This window comes from Pseudomonas sp. FP597, from assembly GCF_030687435.1.
Lineage (GTDB): Bacteria > Pseudomonadota > Gammaproteobacteria > Pseudomonadales > Pseudomonadaceae > Aquipseudomonas > Aquipseudomonas lactucae.
In genome coordinates this window covers 3877487-3898377 of sequence record NZ_CP117432.1, presented here as the reverse complement: position 1 = coordinate 3898377, position 20891 = coordinate 3877487, and the positions used below count along the sequence as shown (strand labels likewise).

Here is a 20891-nt window from a genome sequence, read left to right as displayed (position 1 = left end):
GATGAGTATCGATCCGCACCAAATCGCTCGGCGTTTCGCCGAGCTGACACCTGAGCGGCGCCAGGCCTTCCTCGCCAAACTCGAGGAAAACGGTATCCGCTTCACCGATCTGCCCATGGTCGCGTTGCCGCGACCGGACGTTTCGCCGTTGTCCGCCGCCCAGCGCGGCCTGTGGATCGCCTGGCAGCGCGAGCCCGACAGCCCGGCCTACAACCTGGCGGGCGTGCTGCGCCTCGGTGGTGTGTTGGACGTCGACGCCCTGGAGCAGGCTTGCAATGATTTGCTCGCCCGCCACGAAGCGCTGCGCACCTCGTTTATTCAGGACGCCGACGGCGAGCCTCAGCAATACATCAATCCCGTGCGGTTTCAGGCACTGGCGTGCCTCGAACCGGACGAGCAGGCCTCGCAGCAGCGAGCCCGGACGCTGACCTGCGAGCCATTCGACCTGCTGGCCGGACCGGCAGTGCGCCTGGAGTTGCATCGCCTGGGCGCGCAGCAGCATCGGCTGGTTATCGTCCTGCACCACATCCTCGCCGATGGCTGGTCCATCGGCCTGATCATCGAAGACCTGGCCGCGGCCTACGCCGCGCGCTGCCAGGGGCAGGCGGTGCAATGGTCGCCGCTGGCCGTGCAATACGCCGATTACGCCGGTTGGCAGCAACGCTGGCTGGATGCTGGAGAGCAGGCCCGGCAACTCGATTATTGGCGAAAGCAACTCGGCGACGATCACACCCCCCTGGCGCTGCCGCTGGACCGCCCGCGCAGCGCGGTTCGCGACCCGCGTGGGGCGAGCGTGCGCGTGCAATTGTCGGTGGACACCAGCGAGCGCTTGCGCAACCTGGCCAAGGCCAACGGTGCGACCACCTTTATGGCCATGCTGGCGCTGCTCAACCTGTTGCTCGCTCGCCAGAGTGGTGCCGACAGGGTCTGCATCGGCTCGCCGCTGGCCAACCGCACCCGCGCCGAAACCCAGCGCGTGGTGGGCTATTTCACCACCCTGAGCGTGTTGAGCAACCGCATCGACGAGTCAGGCAGTTTTATCGAGCTGCTGAATCAGGTGCGCGGCACCTTGCTCGAGGCTCAGGAACATTCCCAACTGCCGTTCGACCAACTGGTGCAGGCCCTGGCGCCACCCCGTGAGGCGGGTACGCATCCGCTGTTTCAGGTCAAATGCACGGAGCAATCGGCCAGCCGCCCGCAGCGTTTCGCCGACCTGTCCATGAGCCTCGACGGGCTGGCGGCGGGCGAAGTGCATTTCGATCTGAGCGTGGATTTCACTGACCGTGCCGATGGCATCGAAGCACTGATCGCTTACGCCTGTGATCTGTTCGACGACGAGCGCATCGAGGGCCTGGCCGAGCGTCTGTGCGCACTGGCGGATACCGTCAGCCGGGCGCCGGGCCGACCGTTGCTGGAACTGGCCGTCGCACCCATAGACCGCGACGATGCCCCGGCAATCGCCGCCGAAGATGTGCTTGACGCCTGGCAACGCCAGCAGCGTCTCAACCCTGACGCCGCGGCCTTGACCTGCAACGGCGCGACCTTCACTCGCGCACACATCGACCACGCCGCCGATGCCCTTGGCCAACATCTGCTGGCCCGTGGCGTCGGTCCCGGTGCCAGAGTGGCGCTGCTGACCGGACGCACGCCGGAACTGGTGGTCGGCATCCTGGCGGTGCTCAAGTGTGGCGCTGCCTATGTGCCCATCGATTTGCGCTGGCCGGCCGAACGTCGTGCGGCCGTGTTGGCCGACAGCGGTGTGTGCCTGGCCCTGGGTGACAACCCCCAGGTGCCCGGCCTGGACTGGCTGGCGCTGGACCTGAACCTGCCGACGCCTTCGCTGCTGACGGCCTGGCCGGTGCAGGTGCCACAGTTGCCGGCCTATTTGATCTACACCTCGGGTTCCAGCGGCACGCCCAAGGCGGTGGTCGCCAGTCGCGGCAACCTGGCCGCGTATATCGCAGGGCTGGGCCAGCGTCTGCAATTGCCGGCGAACTGCAGTTTTGCCATGGTCTCGACGGTGGCCGCCGACCTCGGTCATACGGTGCTGTTCGCCGCCCTGAGCCAGGGTGGTGTGCTGCACCTGGCCGCCGATGAGCAGGCTTTCGACCCCGACGCCTTTGCCCAGTGGCAAGGCGAGCAGGGCGCCGATGTACTGAAGATCACTCCCAGTCATTTGCAGGCCTTGCTTAACGCCCGCGAACCGGCTCGAGTCCTGCCACGGCACACCTTGATCCTCGGCGGCGAAGCCACTGCCTGGCGGCTGCTTGATGAAATTCGCCAGCTTGCTCCGCACTTGCGCGTGTTCAACCACTACGGCCCCACCGAGACCACGGTGGGCGCGCTGTGCCAGGACGCCGCCAAGGCAGATCGCCTGCGCGCTCGCACGTTGCCCATCGGCACTGCGCTGGCGGGCGGCCAGGCCCGGGTCCTGGATGCTTATCTGAATCCGGCGGACCGCGGCGTAATGGGCGAGTTGTACCTGGGCGGCCCTGGTGTCACCCAAGGGTATTCGGGCCGACCGGGCTTGACCGCCGAACGCTACGTGCCGGACCCGTATGGCGCGCCCGGTGCGCGCCTGTATCGCAGCGGCGATCGCGTGCGCCGCCTCGACGATGGCAGCCTGGAGTATCTGGGCCGCAGCGATGATCAGGTGAAAATTCGTGGCTACCGGGTCGAGCCGGGTGAAGTCAGCACCGCGATTCGCCATCTGGCCGGGGTGCGCGACGCGGCGGTGATCGCCGTGCCCGGTGAAGACGGTGGCGACCAGTTGCAGGCTTATCTGGTGCTGGCGGCCGGGACTACGCTGGACACCGTGCGACAGTCCTTGGCGACCCAATTGCCGGACGCCTTGGTACCGTCCCACTGGACCGTGTTGGAGCAACTGCCCCTGACGGCCAATGGCAAGCTTGACCGTCGCGCCTTGCCGACGACGCCGACCCCCCAGCCTGTGAGGGAGGGCCCGCGCGGTCCGGTGGAACAGGCGCTGGCGCAGTTATGGAGCGACCTGCTGGGGCGTAGCGATATCGCGCGCGACGCATCGTTCGGCGAACTGGGCGGTGACTCGCTGCTCAGCCTCAAACTGCTCGCGCGCATCCGCAAGCAGGGCCTGCAAGGAGAGCGCAAGCTGACCCTCGCCGACTTGCTCAATGCGCCGAGCCTCGCCGCGTTGGCCGAACGCTTGGCTCCGCCGCCGGTGGCCGACCCGGAGGTGGTGTTTTTGTCGCGTTCGGGCGCCGGCGTGCCGCTGTTCTGCCTGCCGGGGCTGATCGTCAACAGCAGCGAATTCAAGCCGCTGGTGGACGCCCTGGGCGGCGAACGGCCGGTGTATGGCTTTGTCAGCCATGTCTATACCGAGCAACGCTGGCGTGGCTATGACTTACCCGCGCTGGCCGGTGAGTACGCTGACTACATTGCCCGCACCGTCAAGGGTGGACGCTGCGCCTTGCTCGGCTGGTCATCCGGGGGTGAGTTGGCCCTGGAGACCGCGCGCTTGCTGCAAGGGCGCGCCCATGTCGATTTCCTTGGCTTGGTGGATGTGTTCGAGTCGGTGCCATTCCATCCACAGCAACCGCTCGACAAGGCCGCGCGCGCCCAGGCGCAACCGCTGCTGGAAAGCTGGTTGGCCCGCTCGGCCATGGCCGCCCAATGGCGGGGGTTGTTCGCGCTGATGGACGACGCTGAGCGCGATGCCCTGGCCGGATATGTGCTGGCGTGCGACGGGCAATTGCCCTGCGACGGGCCGGATTTACTGTCTCGGGAGTTCGAGCAGTGGGCGTTGCTCGACAAGCGATTGAAAGCTGCCCGACAGGTGCATGCGCCACTGGCCATCGATGCGCATGTCTGGCAGGCCGACGACTCCCTGACCCGCAGCGAACGCCTGCGCGACTGGAGTGCCTTGGTCAACGTCGTCGAGCAGCGCTGCGTGGCGAACGCGCACCACCTGGACATTATCCGCCACCCGCAATTCATGGCAGAGCTGGCGCGGGCCTTGGCGGCCCTCGAAGCCGGCAAGCGAGCGGAGGGCGCTGGATTCGCCAAGGCCGCGAGCGTTTTCTGAAAACACCTTATCCGGCGGCCGGTCCTGATGTTCCGGCCCGCTCTCCCACCCTCTCTGGAAGGAATCGGTCACATGACCCAGCACCTCACCCCGACGGCTCCCCACGACCTGATTGGCATTGGCTTCGGCCCTTCCAACCTGGCCCTGGCCATTGCCTTGCAAGAGCGCGCGGAGCAGGGCGGCAAGGCCTTCGATGCGCTCTTCCTGGAGCGCCAGAGCGACTATAACTGGCACGGCAACACCCTGGTCGCCCAAAGCGAACTGCAGATTTCCTTCCTCAAGGACTTGGTGACCCTGCGCAATCCGTCCAGCCGTTTCTCGTTCGTCAACTACCTCAAGGTCCATGGTCGGTTGGTGGACTTCATTAACCTGGGCACGTTCTACCCGTGTCGCATGGAGTACAACGACTACCTGCGTTGGGTCGCTACGCAATTCGCCGAGCAGAGCCGTTATGGCGAGCAAGTGCTGCGCGTCGAGCCCGTGGTCGAAGTGAGCGGTCGGGTGCGGCACCTGAATGTCATCAGCCGGAACCTGCAAGGTCACGAAGTCAGCCGCCAGACCCGCTCGGTGATCGTCAGTACCGGTGGCACACCGAAGGTTCCCCAGGCGTTCGCCGGCTTCAAGGACGACCCACGGGTGTTCCACCATGGCCGTTACTTATCGGCCATGGCCACCCAACCGTGCACCCGTGGCGAGCCGATGCGTATCGCCGTGGTCGGTGCCGGCCAGAGCGCCGCCGAGGCGTTCATCGACCTCAATGACAGCTACCCGAACGTGCAGGTCGATATGATCCTGCGCGCCGGTGTGCTCAAGCCTGCTGACGACAGCCCGTTCGTCAACGAAATCTTTGGCCCCGATTACACCGATCTGGTGTTCAACCAGCCGGAAACCGAGCGCGAGCGGCTGATCCGCGAGTATCACAACACCAACTACTCGGTGGTGGACCTGAACCTGATCCAGCGCATCTACGGCATTCTCTATCGGCAGAAAGTCTCCGGCATCGATCGCCACGGTTTCCTCTGCCGGCGGACCATCGACAGCGCCAGTGAAGTGGATGGTCGCGTGCAATTGCAACTGCGCGAGCTGGACACTGGCGGCACCGAGACGCGGCGCTACGACGCGGTGATCCTGGCTACCGGCTACGAACGTCGTTCGCATCGCGAATTGCTTGCCCCACTCCACGACTATCTGGAAGATTTCCGGGTCGATCGCGATTATCAACTGCTGGCGCGCCCTGCACTGGAAGCACCGGTCTTTATCCAGGGGTTCAGCCAGCAGTCCCACGGCCTGAGCGACACGCTGTTGTCTGTCCTGCCGGCGCGCTCCGGGGAGATCGCCGCTGCCCTGGAAAAGCGACTGGAGGGCATTCAAGCGCCCCAATCGGCCCCTGAAACGCGCCGCGCGGTCGGTCGAAGCGTCTCGGCCTGATGGGCTGAATATTCACAGCCGATCGGGTATGCTGGGTAAATGATGTTGTTTCTCGTTTGTCAATTTCTATGAACAAGGGTGCCAGGGGCTGATGATCGACGTGCTTGCACCATTGTTTCGTGGTGATTTCGAGTCCTACCGTGACGTGTTGGTGCTGGCCGACGATCCTCGTCCGGCCATCCCTTACCAAAGGCTGTTGGCGCCCGACGCTTTTGACGACTTGCAAGGCCGCTTCGGCCAGCGCTACGACGGCAGCGACCGCCGTGCCTTGGTGTCGTTGTGGGCCAAGCACTACATCGTCAAACTGCTGCCACCCGTGATGGGGGCCACGTTGTTGTTGCGCTGGCGTCTGCCGCTGTCCCTGGCCGACACCGCCCTGATGCTGGATGAAGAGTTCCTGCCCCAGGCGTTTCGCCTGATAGGCAAAGGCGAGCCGTTCGCGGCCGAGGTAAGTGATCCGTTCGAGCTGTTCTCGGGCTTGCTGGACGATCACTTGCAGCCGCTGTTCCAGGCCATGGCCAGCCAGGTGAAGCTTTCGCCCAAGGTGCTGTGGAGCAATGCCGGCAACTATTTCGAAAACCTGCTCAACCTGATGGCCAAGGCCGGCATGCCCGCCGAACGCTTGGCGCCAGGCCGCCTTTTGCTGGAAACCAAGACCCGCCCCGACGGGCGCCGGAATCCGCTTTTCCAGCCTGTGCAGTATCTGCCCATCATCGATGAACAGGGTCAAGCCAGCCTGCGCCGCGAGCGCAAGGTCTGCTGCGTACGCTATCTGTTGCCTGAGCTTGAGCTATGCGGCAACTGTCCCCTTAAGGTCAAACCTTCCGGCAAGCTGGCGTGTGCCTGAGGGCTAAAGAGGCCGGACAAACCGCGACCGGGTCGAATCGTCAGTAGTGAAAACTGATCGCCGAGCCATCGCGCGGGTGCGGCATGACGCCCATGCTGATGCCATAGATGGACTCCAGCACTTCACTGTTCATCAAGTCCGCCGGTGGACCCTGGATCAGTAACCGGCCGCTGTGCAACGCCACCAGGTGATCGCAGTAACGTGCAGCCATGTTGATCTCGTGCAGTACCACGACCACGCCCAGGTCCAGCTTGTGGCTCAGCTCGCGGATCAATCCCAGTACCTCGACCTGATGCGCAATGTCCAACGCCGAGGTGGGCTCGTCGAGCAGCAGATAGCGGCTGTTCTGTGCCAGCAGCATGGCCAGCCAGACCCGCTGGCGTTCGCCACCGGAGAGGTTGTCCACCAGGCGGTCGGCATAGGCGGTGGTGTGAGTCAGTTCCAGGGCCTGTTCGACCTGCGCGTGATCCTCCTCGCTCAAACGCCCCAGGGCGCCATGCCACGGGTAGCGGCCAAAGCGCACCAGTTCGCGCACAGTGAGGCTGTCGGCGGCGGGCAGTTGTTGCGGCAAGTAGGCCACCTGCCGTGCGAAGTCGCGGTTTTTCCAGGCCGACAACGGCACGCCATCGAGCGTTACCGTTCCCCGGCTCGCGGCTTGCTGGCGGGCAAGCAACTTGAGGAGGGTCGATTTCCCGGAGCCGTTATGCCCGATCAAGCCGATGATCTGACCATGGGGCAGGGTCAGGTCCAGCGGGTGCAGGAGGGTGCGCTCGGGGATTTCGAAAGAGAGAGCCTGCAACTCGAACATTGGAAGTCCTAGGGTAAAAGACACTAATCTAGATCAAACAAGAAGCATTATCAAAGATTGTGTGGCGCGCGTGGCCGCGGATGGTGTGTCACACCAACCGACCTTTGCCCGTGCAGCGGTTTATGCGTGGGGCCAACGGGTGATATTCGGCGGTCGCCGGTTCGCTGGGCGACACCTATCCCTGCCACCTGCGCAGCTGACTTGCAACGCACCGACCCTCTCAGTCAGCAAAAAAGCTGAGCCACCGAAAGCAGGCAAATCACCTGGGCAAACAGCTGTGCTCGAATTGGATGTTTCATCGACGTGACCTCATTGACAACTGCTGGCTTCAGTGCCTTAGCCAATCTACCTACACGCGCCAGGCCACTCAAAAGTGAGGTGCCGTCCTGGCTCGCCAACAACACACGCAGTTGTTCTAGACAGTATAGGCGCTCAAGTGCATTCGTCATGGATCGCTCTGGCAAGCGCTTCTCAGAGCATCTGTCGACGCTTGCCGCACTTTTTTGCATTTTTTCGCTCTATTTCTGTCCCAGCCCCGCCAATTTCCTGTGTGGGCAGAAGCACAAGATCGGGTGCCGATGGATTGCACGTTTACTGTTTCAAAAAATCGTCGAGGGCAGCGGCCGTTATTGCTGGCTGCGGTGTTCGTGCTCTGCGCCAGCGGCTGCAGCCAGCAGCAGGGCCGGGATATCGCCAAGCAGTTCAGTAACGGCAAACCCGATGAGTTCTTTCAGACCAGCGTCGATCGCATGGCGACCCTGGGCATGCGCGATAATCTGCAAAGCCTGTATATGCTGATGAGCAAGCTCTACTTGCGTAACCCCAGCCAATGGCGGCAGTCCGGTTACCCGGACGCGGTGAGTGCCGAGCGCGAAATTCGCCAGGCCATCGAGCAGCGCCGAGCGCTGCCCGCCCTTGGCGACCGTCGCGACCTGGCGGCCTTGAGTTACTCCTTGAGCCCGGAGTTCAAGGGCGATCGGGTCGGTGCCTTTATCTACGCGATCGGCAGCATGTTGGTGACTGCCCATGGTGGGCGCACCGAGTTCTACATCACCGACTCGATCAACCCGCAGTTCGTCAGCAATGCTGCACGCAATATCGAGAAGGCCACCTGGCTGCTCGGCAAACGCCAGGACGCCAACGGTGTGCTGCTGTTGTTTTCCAATGAAATATCGGAGGAGGGCAGTAACCTCAGCTTTGCGGTGGAGTTCGGCAAGATTGTCGCGCGGCTCGACCTGTTGACGCAGATGCTCGATGAGCGCTATCGGCGTATCGGCCTCAACTATGCGCAGAGTTTGTTGTTGATGAATTTTTTGCCGGTGCAGTGAATGTGGTGTGATTGGTGCGGGGTTTCCCTTTTTATTGTAGGAAGCGGCCTATGTTGCGTTCCGATGCTTGAAACACCCCTGCGTCAGCAATAGCCTCGGACTTTTCCGAAAAAATGAGGCCCGACTTTGGGAAAGCGAAAAACGGTGTGGCCGACGGATCGCGAAATACGCCTGCGCTTTATCCTCTTCGCGGTGATCGACGCCGCAAGTGCCGAAGGCGTTGCTGCCGAATTGTTATTGCCTGCGCAGAAGCTGCTGCGTGATGCGCCAACCCAGGCGCAGTTGCTCGATACCCTTGGGACGATCCTGGCGACCGACGAAATGTACGGTTTCAGGTTCCCGCCGGGATCGGAAGCTGAAGAGCTGATGCAGACGCTGGAGCTGCCTGCCTGCAAAAATAGCTGAGGGTTGCGTGACTGTTCGTCGTCCTGTGCTTAAGTTGAAGGCAGCACGGTCGATGCAGTCAACATAACTCCCAGGGATGCGCATATGTTTAATCGACGCTTGAAGAAGGATCTACAAGACCAGGACGGCGAGCTGTTCCTGTTGCGTCAACTCGTTGCGCAGTGCGATCGCGGCAAGCTGTCGATCTGCCTGGATGCCGATTTTCGGATCACCACGATTAACGAGGCGTTCGCCCGGGTATTGGGGTATTCCCGCGAGCAACTGCAGGGTCGGCTGCTGGGTGAGGTCGTTCCGCCCTACGTCAAGGATTTGCCCTGCTTTCGCAATTTCAACGCGGCGGTCGCCCGGTTCGAGCCGGTGACCGACGACTACCGCTACCTGCGCAGCGACGCCAGCCTCGCCTGGATCAACCTGACCTGGTACCCGATCAAGGGCCGTAATGGCCAGCTCTCGCAGATCCAGGGCTATGGCACCGAAGTCACTCACTCCATCGAAAAAGCCAAGGAAAACGAGGCGTTCATCAACGCCTTGTTACGTTCAACGGCCGTCATTCAATTCAAACTGGACGGCACGGTGGTCAACGCCAATACCCAGTTTCTCAATGCCATGGGCTATACCCTCGAGCAGATCGTCGGTAAAAAACACAGTATGTTTTGCACCCCCCAGGATGTTGCGTTGCCCGCGTATGCCAGTTTCTGGCAAACCCTCAATCGCGGTGAGTTTGTTGCCAGTCGTTTCAAGCGGGTGGACAGCCGTGGCAATGAGGTCTGGCTCGAAGCGACCTACAACCCGGTGCACGACGCCGAAGGCAATCTGTGCAAGGTGGTCAAGTTTGCCAGCGTTGTCACTGACCAGGTACTGCGCGAATCCGAAGTCAAAGAGGCCGCCGGGGTGGCGTACGAGGTGTCGCTGCAAACGGATGTCACCGCTGAGCGCGGTGCAACGGTTGTGCAGAATACTGTGCAGACCATGCAGAATATTGCCGCGCAGATGCAGTCGGCCACCTCCAGCATCGAGGCGCTGGGCAAACAGTCGCTGTTGATCAGCGCCATCGTGCAGACCATCGGCGGCATTGCCGCGCAAACCAACCTGTTGGCCCTCAACGCGGCCATCGAGGCGGCGCGCGCGGGTGAACAGGGGCGCGGCTTTGCGGTGGTGGCCGATGAGGTCAGGCAACTGGCCAGTCGTACCAGTGCGGCGACCGAAGAGATCGTCAGCGTGGTCCAGCAAAACCAACGCCTTGCCGACGAAGCCATTACCGAGATGTTCAGCAGTCGCGAGCAGGCCGAGCAGGGGCTGACACTGGCCAACCAAGCCGGCGCGGTGATCACCGAGATTCAAGGGGGGGCCAAGCAGGTGGTGAGTGCGGTCGGGCGTTTTGCGAACGAGTTGTCATAGGCCTGGCGCTACGCGGCCCAACGTCACCTGCGCAGAGGTGACGTTTGCATCGGACGATGGGGCATCTATTTCGCTTTCGTCCTGAAAGCGATTGCACTTATTCGATTTCGCGCGCTTTAAATAATCCGTTTCCGACACTGTTGTGGGAAGGGTCTGGTCCGTTAATAAGGCGTGACCTGGAGGGCATGCAGGTCTTCCCATGACTGTCAGCGTGAAGGGCCTGGCCTTTCATGCCCCCCGATTCCAAGGACCTGCACCATGTTGTCGCGTCAACCTCCACTGTTTTTCGCTGCCTTGACCCTCAGCTCGCTTGCCAACGCCGACGAACTGCAATTGGCTCCGGTGCAAATCACCACCTCGCAGGCGAGCGCCGCTGAAGTGGCTCAGGCCGAGCTGCGCAGCGTGCCGGGCGCCACCAACTACATCGACATGAATACCGTGCAGCAAGGGCGCGTCAGCACTAACGAAGAGGTGTTCAAGTACCAGCCCGGGGTTTATGCCAAGGCGGCGAACAATGAAGGCGTCAAGTTATCCATCCGCGGTTCGGGGCTTAATCGTGGCCCGGGCGCCCATGCCTCCGGCCTCTACGAAATGTTCGACGGCTTGCCGTTGACCGGTCCGGGTGGTACGCCCTATGAACTCAAGGACCCCTTGTGGCAAAGCCGCGTCGAGGTGCTGCGCGGCGCCAACGGGTTTGATCAGGGGGCGTTGGCGCTGGGCGGCGCGGTCAACTACGTAACCCGCACCGGCTACGACGCGCCCAAGTTGCAAGTGCGCTACGAAGCGGGCAGTCGTGGTTATGCCCAGCGCGAGATCAGCTCGGGGCAGGTGCTGGGGGACGCTGATTACTACCTTAGCCTCACCGACTCCGAATCCGACGGCTATCAGCATCAAAGCGCGGCCAGCGCCAAGGGCGTGGCGGCCAACTTCGGTTATCGCTTCAGCCCGGAGCTGGAAACCCGCTTCTACTTGCGTTACCGCGAAACGGCCAACGACACCCCCGGCAGGCTTACCCGCTACCAGATCAGTCACGACCCACGCGCCGCCAGCAGCCTCAACGTTGCCCGCGATTCCAAGCGGCTGCAGCCGGGGTCGACCTGGCTCGCCAACAAGACCACCTTGCAGCTCGATGACAGCTCCCGTATCGAGATGGGGCTGGCGTACCACGATTACCCCATGGACCTGCGCGAAGGTAACAACCGTCTGAAAGTTGCCTACACCGACATCAGCAGTACCTTCAATTACATTCGCCAGGACAGCCTGTTCGGTCACGCCAGCAAAACCACGCTCGGCCTGCGCACCACCCAGGCGATGCCCAACAACGGCACCTCGGAATACGTACGCACGCCGGCCGGCAATACCGCCGGCTACGCCCCCGGCACCAAGACCCGCGACTACAGCTACCTGGGCTCCGACACCGTGCTGCATGTCGGCAATGACCTGGAACTGGTGCCCGACCTGTGGCTGACCACCGGCCTCGCCGCGATCTACACCCGCCGCGAAACCCAGGTCACCTACCCCGAAGGCCAGGCCCCGCTCAGCCAGCATGATTGGGACTACGCGCCGCGCATCGGCCTGCGCTATGACTTCAACCCGCAACTGCAGGTGTACGGCAACCTGAGCCGCTCGGTCGAGCCACCGCATGCGTGGTCGATGATCTGGGGATCCAACAAGTACTTCCCGGTAGGCAGCGGCCCGGCCACCGGCTTGCAGCGCGAAGGCGTGAGCCTGAAAAACCAGACCGCGACCACCCTGGAAATCGGCGGGCGCGGTGACGCATGGCTTGGCCAATGGGACCTGGCGCTGTACCGCTCCGAAGTGCGCCACGAACTGCTCAGCGTGGAAACCCAGGCCCAGACTGCAACCACCAGTGCGGTCATTGCCGAATCCAACGCCAGCCCCACCGTGCACCAGGGCGTGGAGCTGGGCCTGCTCAGCCCACTGTGGGACGGCGGCGGCACCGGCAGGCTCGACCTGCGCCAGGCCTACACCTTCAGCGACTTCCACTACCGCGACGACGAGCGTTTCGGCGGCAACACCTTGCCAGGCATCCCCAAGCACTACTACCAGGCGCAACTGCGCTACAGCCACCCGACCGGTTTCTACAGCAGCTTCAACACCGAGTATTCCTCACGGGTGGCGGTGGACTACGCCAATTCCTACTATGCCGCGGCCTACACCCTGTTTGGCGCGACCTTCGGTTACGACGCCCCCAAGCAGGACTGGCAAGCCTGGGTCGACCTGCGCAACCTCGGCAATCGCCGCTACGCCAACACCGTCACTGCGGGTTACGACGACAAGGGCCTGGATGTCGCGCGCTCCACGCCCGCTGAGGGGCGGGGTATCTACACCGGCGTGTCGTGGAGCTGGCGCTGATCTGCCGATTCAGCCGTGACCTTGCCGCAACCGCTTGTACAAGGTGTTGCGGCTCACCCCCAGCTCCCGCGCCAGGTGGGAAATATTCCCGCCGGCGGCCTTCAAGCGCTGCGTCAGGTCGATGCTGTCGTCCCATTCCTCAGTGGCAGGCGGTGGCGCCGCCACGTTGAGATCCACAAAAAAATCATCCGGCAGATGCTCGGCGCGAATAGGCTGTTCCTCGGCCATCGCCAGCGCCACCTGCAACACGCTGCTCACCTGCCGCAAATTTCCTGGCCACGGGTGCTGCTCGAACAACGCCAGCACCTCGGCGCTCAGGCCGGCCCATTGAGTCGGTTCGCGGTGTTGCTGCCACAGCTGCTGAAACAGTGCCCGTTTGTCGGTACGCTCGCGCAGTGGTGGCAACTCCAGGGTCAGGCCGCCGATGCGGTAGTACAAGTCTTCACGAAAACGCCCGGCCTGGACCAGCTCGCGTAACGCGCGGTTGGTCGCCGAGATAATGCGCAAATCCACCGCGAACAACTCGCTGCTGCCCACCGGTTGCACGCAACGTTCCTGCAATACGCGCAGCAGGCGCGCCTGGGTCGGCAACGGCATATCGCCGATCTCGTCGAGAAACAGTGTGCCCTTGTCGGCCTTGCGGATCAGGCCGATGCTGCCTTTCTGATTGGCACCGGTGAACGCGCCTTTTTCGTAGCCGAACAGTTCCGATTCCACCAGCTCCGCGGGAATCGCCGCACAGTTCACCGCGATAAACGCCTTCTGGCTGCGGGAGCTGGCTTGGTGCAAGGCTTTGACGAACACTTCCTTGCCTACGCCGGTTTCGCCGTGGATCAGCAGCGGGATGTCTTTTTCCAGCAGGCGCTCGGCCTGACGCACGGCTTTTTCCACGCGAGCATCGCCGAAATGCAGAGTCTTGAGGCCAATCGACACCGGCTTCGGCGCAACAGGCTCACTGAACACACGCGCCTGTACCGGCATCTGTCTGGGACGTTTCAGCAAACACTGGAAGCGGTTGCGTCCTGCCGCCTGCAACGAAAACGGCAAACCTTCCGGTTGGTTGAGCAGCTCCAGCAACGAGACTTTGAACAAACTGTCGATCATCACCCGCGACAGACTGATGCCCAGCAGGTTGTCGGCGCGCCGGTTGGCCGACAACACCTGGCCGCTTTCATCAAAGATCAACAGACCGGCCCATTGGCTGTCGAGGTTGCTCAAGCCGGTGTTGAAGGTCAGTTGGAAATGCTCGCCGCGAAACAGGTTGAGGATCAGCCGGTTTTCCACGGTCTGGCTCATCATCTTGACCATGCCCAGGGTGTGGGAGGGCGGCAGGTAGCTGTCGCTGGACACATCCAGCACCGCGATGATTTCGCGCTGGGCATCAAAGATCGGCGCCGCCGAGCCGGTCATGAAGCGGTTGGCCTTGAGAAAGTGTTCGTCATGTTCGATATGCACCGCCTGGGCACAGGCGAGCGCGGTGCCGATGGCATTGGTGCCGCTGCAGCGCTCCATCCAACTGGCACCGGCGTTGAAACCCCGCGCCAGTTTCGGCTCGATAAAACGTTGGGTGCCCCACGACGTCAACACCTGGCCCTGGTTGTCGGCCAGCATGATCAGGCAATTGGAATTGCTGAGGATGTTCTCGTAATAGGGCAGGACCTCCTGGTGGGTGGTCTGCACCAGGGAATGCTGGCTTTCCAGCAATTGGCTGATGCCCTCGGCCGGCAGCTGGTCGAAGCTGGGCGTGCTCTGGTGGTCCAGGCCGAACGCGCGGCAACGGCGCCAGGAGTCCTGGATGATAGTGTCGTGGGGCAAGGGTTCGGCCATGGTGACCTTCTTTTTATTGTTATGGGGCTTGCACTATTTATCTGATGCAACGGGGACAAAAACTGTGGGAGGGGCAATCCCCTCCCACAGTTGTTCTCCAGTGCCCATAAAGTGTTGTTCAGAACTGTTCATTGTCAACCCCCAACTTGTTCAGTTGTTCAGTCAGATTGTTCACTCCCGAACATCCCCTTTACCCCATTTCCTTGTGAATCAAACACCTGCCGCTCTTGGCACGAAATTCGCTCTGACGACTGGCCAGATTCATTCCAATAATAAAAAAGGTCGTGTCATGTCATTGACCCTGGAACATGTCTCCCGCGTTGTCGAAGGCCAGACCTGGATCGACGACGCCACCCTGCGTTTCGAGCCCGGCTCCTTCAACGTATTGCTTGGCCGCACCCTGTCCGGCAAGACCAGCCTCATGCGCCTGATGGCCGGGCTGGACAAGCCCGACAGCGGCCGCATCCTGATGAACGGCGTCGATGTCACCCACAAACCGGTGCGCCTGCGCAATGTGTCGATGGTGTATCAACAGTTCATCAATTACCCGACCATGACCGTGTTCGAAAACATCGCCTCGCCGTTGCGCCAGGCCGGTGTGTCCAACGAGATCATCCAGAGCAAGGTGCTGGAAACCGCCAGGATGCTGCGCATCGAGAAGTTCCTCCAGCGCCATCCGCTGGAGTTGTCCGGTGGCCAGCAGCAACGCACGGCCATGGCTCGCGCGCTGGTCAAGGATGCCGAACTGATCCTGTTCGACGAGCCGCTGGTGAACCTGGACTACAAACTGCGCGAAGAGCTGCGTCAGGAAATGCGTGAGCTCTTCCAGGCCCGCCACACCATCGCCGTCTACGCCACTACCGAGCCCAACGAGGCCTTGGCGCTGGGTGGCACCACCACCATCCTTCACGAAGGCCGGGTGATCCAGAGCGGCAAGGCCGCCGAGGTGTACCACCAGCCGCAGACGGTGCTGGCCGCCGAGCTGTTTTCCGAGCCGCCGATCAACCTGATGCCGGGGCGCATCAGTGGCAATGAGGTGAGCTTCGCCAACTTCGTGCACTTCCCGCTGAACGTCGACCTGCGCCCCATCGGCGAAGGCGAGTTCCGCTTTGGCGTGCGCCCCAGCCATATCAGCCTGGTGCCGAGCAACGATGATGACCTGGAGCTGGCGGTGACTGTCGAAGTCGCCGAGATCAGCGGTTCGGAAACCTTCCTGCATGTGCGCAGCGAGCACTTCCTGCTGGTGCTGCACTTGCCCGGGGTGCATGAGTACGACGTCGACGCGCCGATCCGCGTGTATATCCCCACCCATAAACTGTTTGTGTTCGATGGTCAGGGCCGTTTGGTCCAGGCCCCCGGACGCCGTGTCGCGAGGGTTGCCTGATGGCCGAGATCCATTTGCAGAACCTGGCGCACAGCTACAGCCCGACGCCGAATGGGCCGGAGGACTACGCCATTCGGGAAATGAACCATGTGTGGGAGCAGGGCGGAGCCTACGCCTTGCTTGGCCCGTCCGGCTGCGGTAAGTCGACCTTGCTCAACATCATCTCCGGCCTGCTCAGCCCGTCCGAGGGCCAGGTGCTGTTTGACACCCAAGTGGTCAACGACCTCACGCCGGAGAAACGCAACATCGCCCAGGTGTTCCAGTTCCCGGTGGTGTACGACACCATGACGGTGTTCGACAACCTGGCCTTCCCGTTGCGTAACCAGGGCATGGCCGAGGCGAAAATCCACAGCAAGGTGCAGGAAATCGCCGAGGTCCTCGACCTGCAAAACCTGCTGACCAAAAAAGCCCGTAACCTCACCGCCGATGAAAAACAAAAAGTCTCCATGGGCCGTGGCCTGGTGCGCGACGACGTCTCGGCGATCCTGTTTGACGAACCGCTGACGGTGATCGACCCGCACCTGAAGTGGAAACTGCGGCGCAAGCTCAAGCAGATTCACGAGCAGTTCAATATCACCATGGTCTACGTCACCCACGACCAGCTTGAGGCCTCCACCTTCGCCGACAAGATCGCGGTGATGTACGGCGGGCAGATCGTGCAGTTCGGCACGCCACGGGAACTGTTCGAGCGACCCAGCCACACCTTTGTCGGCTATTTCATCGGCAGCCCTGGGATGAATCTGATCGAGGTGCAGGCCGAGGCGGGCGGGGTGCGGTTTGCCGGCACCCATCTGCCGTTGCCCGAGGCGTTGCAGCAACGTATTGAAGCGACGGACTACACGAAACTGCAGGTGGGCATTCGCCCGGAGTTTATCCACGTATGGGACGAGCATAACCCCGATGCCATGCAGGCCGATGTCACGCATCTGGAAGACCTCGGCACCTACAAGATCGTGACCCTCGACCTCGACGGCGCGCGGCTCAAAGTGCGCCTGGCCGAAGACAAACCGGTGCCCGAAGGCCGTGCCTCCATCAGCTTTCCCGCGCAGTGGCTGATGGTGTACGCCGACGACTATCTGCTGGAGGTGCAGCCATGAACAAGGTGCAGAACAACAAGGCCTGGTGGCTGGTGTTGCCGGTGTTCCTGCTGGTGGCGTTCAGTGCGGTGATCCCGATGATGACCGTGGTCAACTACTCGGTGCAGGACATCTTCGACCAGTCCAGCCGCTACTTCGTCGGTGCCGACTGGTACAAGCAGGTGCTGCTCGACCCGCGCCTGCATGACTCGCTGCTGCGCCAGTTCATCTATTCGGCCTGCGTGCTGCTGATCGAAATCCCGCTGGGCATCGCCATCGCCCTGACCATGCCCACCAAGGGTCGCTGGTCGTCGCTGGTGCTGATCGTGCTGGCGATTCCGCTGCTGATCCCGTGGAACGTGGTGGGTACCATCTGGCAGATTTTCGGCCGCGCCGACATCGGCCTGCTGGGTTACAGCCTCAACGCCCTGGGCATCAGCTACAACTACGCGGCCAACACGGCGGACGCCTGGGTCACCGTGCTGGTGATGGACGTGTGGCACTGGACCTCGCTGGTGGCGCTGCTGTGTTACTCGGGGCTGCGGGCGATTCCGGACGTCTACTACCAGGCCGCGCGGATTGATCGCGCGTCTGCGTGGGCGGTTTTCCGACATATCCAGTTGCCCAAGATGAAGAGCGTGCTGCTGATCGCGGTGATGCTGCGCTTCATGGACAGCTTCATGATCTACACCGAGCCGTTCGTACTGACGGGCGGCGGACCGGGTAATGCCACCACGTTCCTAAGTCAGACCTTGACCCAGATGGCTGTAGGCCAATTTGATCTGGGCCCAGCGGCGGCGTTTTCCCTGGTGTACTTCCTGATCATCCTGTTGGTGTCCTGGCTGTTCTACACCGCCATGACCCACTCCGACGCCAACCGCTGAGGCCGCCAACATGAGCAAGCGCAAGGTTATTCCGCTGTTGATCTACATCCTGTTCCTGCTGGTGCCGATCTACTGGCTGCTGAACATGTCCTTCAAGAGCAACACCGAAATCCTCGGCGGGCTGACACTGTTTCCGCAGGATTTCACCCTGGCCAACTACAAGGTGATCTTCACCGACCCGAGTTGGTACACCGGTTATCTCAACTCGCTGTATTACGTGAGCCTGAACACGGTGATCTCCCTGAGCGTGGCGCTGCCGGCGGCCTATGCCTTCTCGCGCTACCGCTTCCTGGGCGACAAGCACCTATTCTTCTGGCTGCTGACCAACCGCATGGCGCCGCCGGCGGTGTTTTTGCTGCCGTTCTTCCAGCTGTATTCGTCCATCGGCCTGTTCGATACCCACATCGCCGTGGCCCTGGCTCACTGCCTGTTCAACGTGCCGTTGGCGGTGTGGATTCTGGAAGGCTTCATGTCCGGTGTGCCCAAGGAAATCGACGAAACCGCCTACATTGATGGTTACTCGTTTCCCAAGTTCTTCGTGAAGATTTTCATCCCGTTGATCGGCTCCGGCATCGGTGTCACCGCGTTTTTCTGCTTCATGTTTTCCTGGGTCGAACTGCTGCTGGCGCGCACGCTGACCTCGGTCAACGCCAAGCCCATCGCGGCGGTCATGACGCGTACGGTGTCGGCGTCGGGGATCGATTGGGGCGTGCTGGCGGCGGCGGGGGTGTTGACCATCCTGCCCGGCATGCTGGTGATCTGGTTTGTTCGTAACCACGTGGCCAAGGGCTTTGCCCTGGGCCGGGTCTGAGGAGTCGATGATGGAATGGATGGCCTGGACCACTCCCACTGCACTGTTCTTTGGCGGCATCGCGCTGATCCTGGCGGGCATGACCACCTGGGAACTGCGTTCGCCGAGCATCCCTCGGCGTGGGTTTCTACCGATCAGCACCACCCGTGGAGATCGTTTGTTTATTGGTCTTCTCGGCAGCGCCTACCTGCATTTGCTGGTAATTGGCGTGACCGGCTGGAGCATCTGGGTGGCGTCCGCGCTGTCCCTGGTGTGGCTGTTGAGTGTGATGCGTTGGGGCTAATGCCCTTGTGAATAAACCACCAGGAGGTCTCTATGTTGAATAAAAACAATAAGCTGCGACATAGCATTTCATTGGCCGCCGTACTGGCCCTCAGCGGTTTGAGCGCTACGGCCTGGGCCGATGCGTATGAAGATGCCGCAAAAAAGTGGATCGGCAGCGAGTTCAAACCGTCCACCCTCACCGAAGCCCAACAGCTCGAAGAGTTGAAATGGTTTATCAAGGCGTCGGAACCGTTCCGTGGGATGAAGATCAACGTGGTGTCGGAAACCCTCACCACCCACGAGTACGAATCCAAGGTGCTGGCCAAGGCTTTCACTGAAATCACCGGGATCAAGCTGACCCACGACCTGCTGCAGGAAGGCGACGTGGTGGAGAAGCTGCAAACCCAGATGCAGTCGGACAAGAATATCTATGACGGCTGGGTCAACGACTCGGACCTGATCGGTACGCACTTTCGCTACGGCAAGACCGAATCCATCACCGACCTGATGGCCAACGAAGGCAAGGACTTCACCTCGCCGACCCTCGACCTCAAGGACTTTATCGGCCTGTCGTTCACCACCGCGCCGGACGGCAAACTCTACCAGTTGCCCGACCAGCAGTTCGCCAACCTTTACTGGTTCCGCGCCGACTGGTTCGAGCGCCCGGAGCTCAAAGCCAAGTTCAAGGAAAAATACGGCTACGACCTCGGCGTGCCGGTGAACTGGTCGGCCTATGAAGACATCGCCAAGTTCTTCAGCGAAGACGTCAAGGAAATCGACGGCAAGCGCATCTATGGGCACATGGACTACGGCAAGAAAGACCCGTCCCTGGGCTGGCGCTTCACCGATGCCTGGTTCTCCATGGCCGGGGGCGGCGACAAGGGCCTGCCCAATGGCTTGCCGGTGGACGAGTGGGGCATTCGCGTGGAGGACTGCCACCCAGTGGGTTCCAGCGTCACCCGCGGCGGCGACACCAACGGCCCGGCTGCCGTCTTCGCGACCCAGAAATACGTCGACTGGATGAAAGCCTACGCGCCACCGGAAGCGGCGGGCATGACCTTCTCCGAATCCGGCCCGGTGCCGTCCCAGGGCAACATCGCCCAGCAGATCTTCTGGTACACCGCGTTTACCGCCGACATGACCAAACCGGGCCTGCCGGTGGTGAACGCCGACGGCACGCCGAAATGGCGCATGGCACCGTCGCCCGTCGGACCTTACTGGGAAAAAGGCATGAAGAAGGGCTATCAGGACGTAGGCTCCTGGACCTTCCTCAAGTCGACGCCGGAGAAACAGAAACTCGCGGCCTGGCTGTACGCGCAGTTCGTGACCTCCAAAACCGTGTCGCTGAAGAAGACCATCGTCGGCCTGACGCCGATTCGTGAGTCGGACATCAACTCCCAGGCCATGACCGACATGGCACCGAAACTCGGTGGGCTGGTGGAGTTCTACCGCAGCCCGGCCCGTGTGGAATGGACCCCGACCGGCACCAACGTGCCGGACTACCCGCGCCTGGCGCAACTGTGGTGGAGCAACATCGCCTCGGCCGCCAGCGGCGAAAAAACCCCGCAACAGGCGCTGGACAACCTGGCCAAGGAACAGGACGCGATCATGACGCGTCTGGAGCGCTCCAAGGTGCAACCGGTGTGCGGTCCGAAAATGAACCCCGAGCGTGACGCGCAATACTGGTTCGACCAACCGGGTGCGCCGAAGCCGAAACTGGCGAACGAGAAGCCCAAAGGCGAGACCGTGACCTACAGCGACTTGCTCAAGTCGTGGGAGGCGGCGCGTAAGTAAACGCTTCAGGCAGGGAAGGACAGAACGGCACGCCAGCGTGCCGTTTTTTTGTTTGTGGGTGAGCTAACTGATGCCCCGCGATTTGAATGTGGGAGGGGCGGTGCGACGATTCGACTTGCTCCCGATGGCGGCTAAACCGGCATCCCTGCCGGTTTACCCCCCAAATCAATATCGAATTGCGGCCAGCGTGTTTGACGGGGC

The 20891-nt window shown here is 61.9% G+C and carries 15 protein-coding genes and 1 pseudogene; 14 read left to right on the top strand and 2 right to left on the bottom strand.

Annotation, left to right across the window (positions count from 1 at the left end; genetic code table 11):
• The first annotated feature begins 1 nt into the window (after nt 1).
• From PSH66_RS17775 to fhuF, 3 genes are all read left to right on the top strand, one after another.
• Nucleotides 2-4060 carry an amino acid adenylation domain-containing protein gene (locus PSH66_RS17775; RefSeq protein ID WP_305427343.1) on the top strand — a complete coding sequence of 1353 codons (4059 nt, stop codon included), beginning with the start codon at nt 2-4 and terminating at the stop codon, nt 4058-4060.
• A 72-nt stretch (nt 4061-4132) separates the two neighbouring features.
• Nucleotides 4133-5488 (top strand): lysine N(6)-hydroxylase/L-ornithine N(5)-oxygenase family protein, encoded by a 1356-nt coding sequence (locus tag PSH66_RS17770; RefSeq protein ID WP_003174648.1) that lies wholly within the window; start codon nt 4133-4135, stop codon nt 5486-5488.
• A 91-nt stretch (nt 5489-5579) separates the two neighbouring features.
• Nucleotides 5580-6335: a siderophore-iron reductase FhuF gene (gene fhuF / locus PSH66_RS17765; protein ID WP_305427342.1), complete on the top strand. Its 756-nt coding sequence runs from the start codon at nt 5580-5582 to the stop codon at nt 6333-6335.
• A 40-nt stretch (nt 6336-6375) separates the two neighbouring features.
• On the opposite strand, the gene PSH66_RS17760 is transcribed toward fhuF, so the two are convergent.
• Nucleotides 6376-7143 carry an ATP-binding cassette domain-containing protein gene (locus PSH66_RS17760; RefSeq protein WP_078825086.1) on the bottom strand — a complete coding sequence of 256 codons (768 nt, stop codon included), beginning with the start codon at nt 7141-7143 and terminating at the stop codon, nt 6376-6378.
• Between the two features lie 578 nt (nt 7144-7721).
• Between PSH66_RS17760 and PSH66_RS17755 the strand changes: the two genes are divergently transcribed.
• The 5 genes and pseudogenes from PSH66_RS17755 to PSH66_RS17740 all read left to right on the top strand — a co-directional run bounded on the left by PSH66_RS17755 (nt 7722) and on the right by PSH66_RS17740 (nt 12650).
• Complete coding sequence (locus tag PSH66_RS17755) at nt 7722-8471, top strand: hypothetical protein (RefSeq protein ID WP_078825084.1); 750 nt, start codon at nt 7722-7724, stop codon at nt 8469-8471.
• A gap of 126 nt (nt 8472-8597) precedes the next feature.
• Nucleotides 8598-8876, top strand: coding sequence for a hypothetical protein (locus PSH66_RS17750; RefSeq protein ID WP_078825083.1), 279 nt, complete (start codon nt 8598-8600; stop codon nt 8874-8876).
• 84 nt (nt 8877-8960) lie between these two features.
• Nucleotides 8961-9677: pseudogene (locus tag PSH66_RS30215) on the top strand (PAS domain-containing protein); the annotation flags it as partial.
• Nucleotides 9669-10274, top strand: a complete 606-nt coding sequence (locus PSH66_RS30210) for a methyl-accepting chemotaxis protein (protein ID WP_370694857.1) — start codon at nt 9669-9671, stop codon at nt 10272-10274. The pseudogene PSH66_RS30215 and the gene PSH66_RS30210, both read left to right, overlap by 9 nt.
• Nucleotides 10275-10532: 258 nt before the next feature.
• Complete coding sequence (locus PSH66_RS17740; RefSeq protein ID WP_305427340.1) at nt 10533-12650, top strand: TonB-dependent receptor domain-containing protein; 2118 nt, start codon at nt 10533-10535, stop codon at nt 12648-12650.
• Nucleotides 12651-12659: 9 nt separating this feature from the next.
• Here the strand turns inward: PSH66_RS17740 and PSH66_RS17735 are convergent, their stop codons facing one another.
• Nucleotides 12660-14477, bottom strand: a complete 1818-nt coding sequence (locus PSH66_RS17735) for a sigma-54-dependent Fis family transcriptional regulator (protein WP_305427339.1) — start codon at nt 14475-14477, stop codon at nt 12660-12662.
• Nucleotides 14478-14766: 289 nt separating this feature from the next.
• On the opposite strand from PSH66_RS17735, the gene PSH66_RS17730 reads away from it, so the two are divergent.
• From PSH66_RS17730 to PSH66_RS17705, 6 genes are read left to right on the top strand one after another with little or no spacing between them, the layout of a single operon-like run.
• On the top strand, nt 14767-15861 hold the full coding sequence (locus PSH66_RS17730; protein ID WP_078825079.1) for an ABC transporter ATP-binding protein: 1095 nt from the start codon (nt 14767-14769) through the stop codon (nt 15859-15861).
• Nucleotides 15861-16958, top strand: a complete 1098-nt coding sequence (locus PSH66_RS17725) for an ABC transporter ATP-binding protein (protein WP_003174636.1) — start codon at nt 15861-15863, stop codon at nt 16956-16958. The genes PSH66_RS17730 and PSH66_RS17725 overlap by 1 nt, the downstream gene beginning before the upstream one ends.
• Nucleotides 16955-17821, top strand: a complete 867-nt coding sequence (locus tag PSH66_RS17720) for a carbohydrate ABC transporter permease (RefSeq protein WP_003174635.1) — start codon at nt 16955-16957, stop codon at nt 17819-17821. Before PSH66_RS17725 ends, PSH66_RS17720 begins: the two co-directional genes overlap by 4 nt.
• A gap of 10 nt (nt 17822-17831) precedes the next feature.
• Complete coding sequence (locus tag PSH66_RS17715) at nt 17832-18632, top strand: carbohydrate ABC transporter permease (protein WP_003174634.1); 801 nt, start codon at nt 17832-17834, stop codon at nt 18630-18632.
• Nucleotides 18633-18642: 10 nt separating this feature from the next.
• Nucleotides 18643-18915: a DUF2160 domain-containing protein gene (locus PSH66_RS17710; protein WP_003174633.1), complete on the top strand. Its 273-nt coding sequence runs from the start codon at nt 18643-18645 to the stop codon at nt 18913-18915.
• Nucleotides 18916-18947: 32 nt separating this feature from the next.
• Nucleotides 18948-20690: an ABC transporter substrate-binding protein gene (locus tag PSH66_RS17705; RefSeq protein ID WP_003174632.1), complete on the top strand. Its 1743-nt coding sequence runs from the start codon at nt 18948-18950 to the stop codon at nt 20688-20690.
• Nucleotides 20691-20891 lie beyond the last annotated feature (201 nt).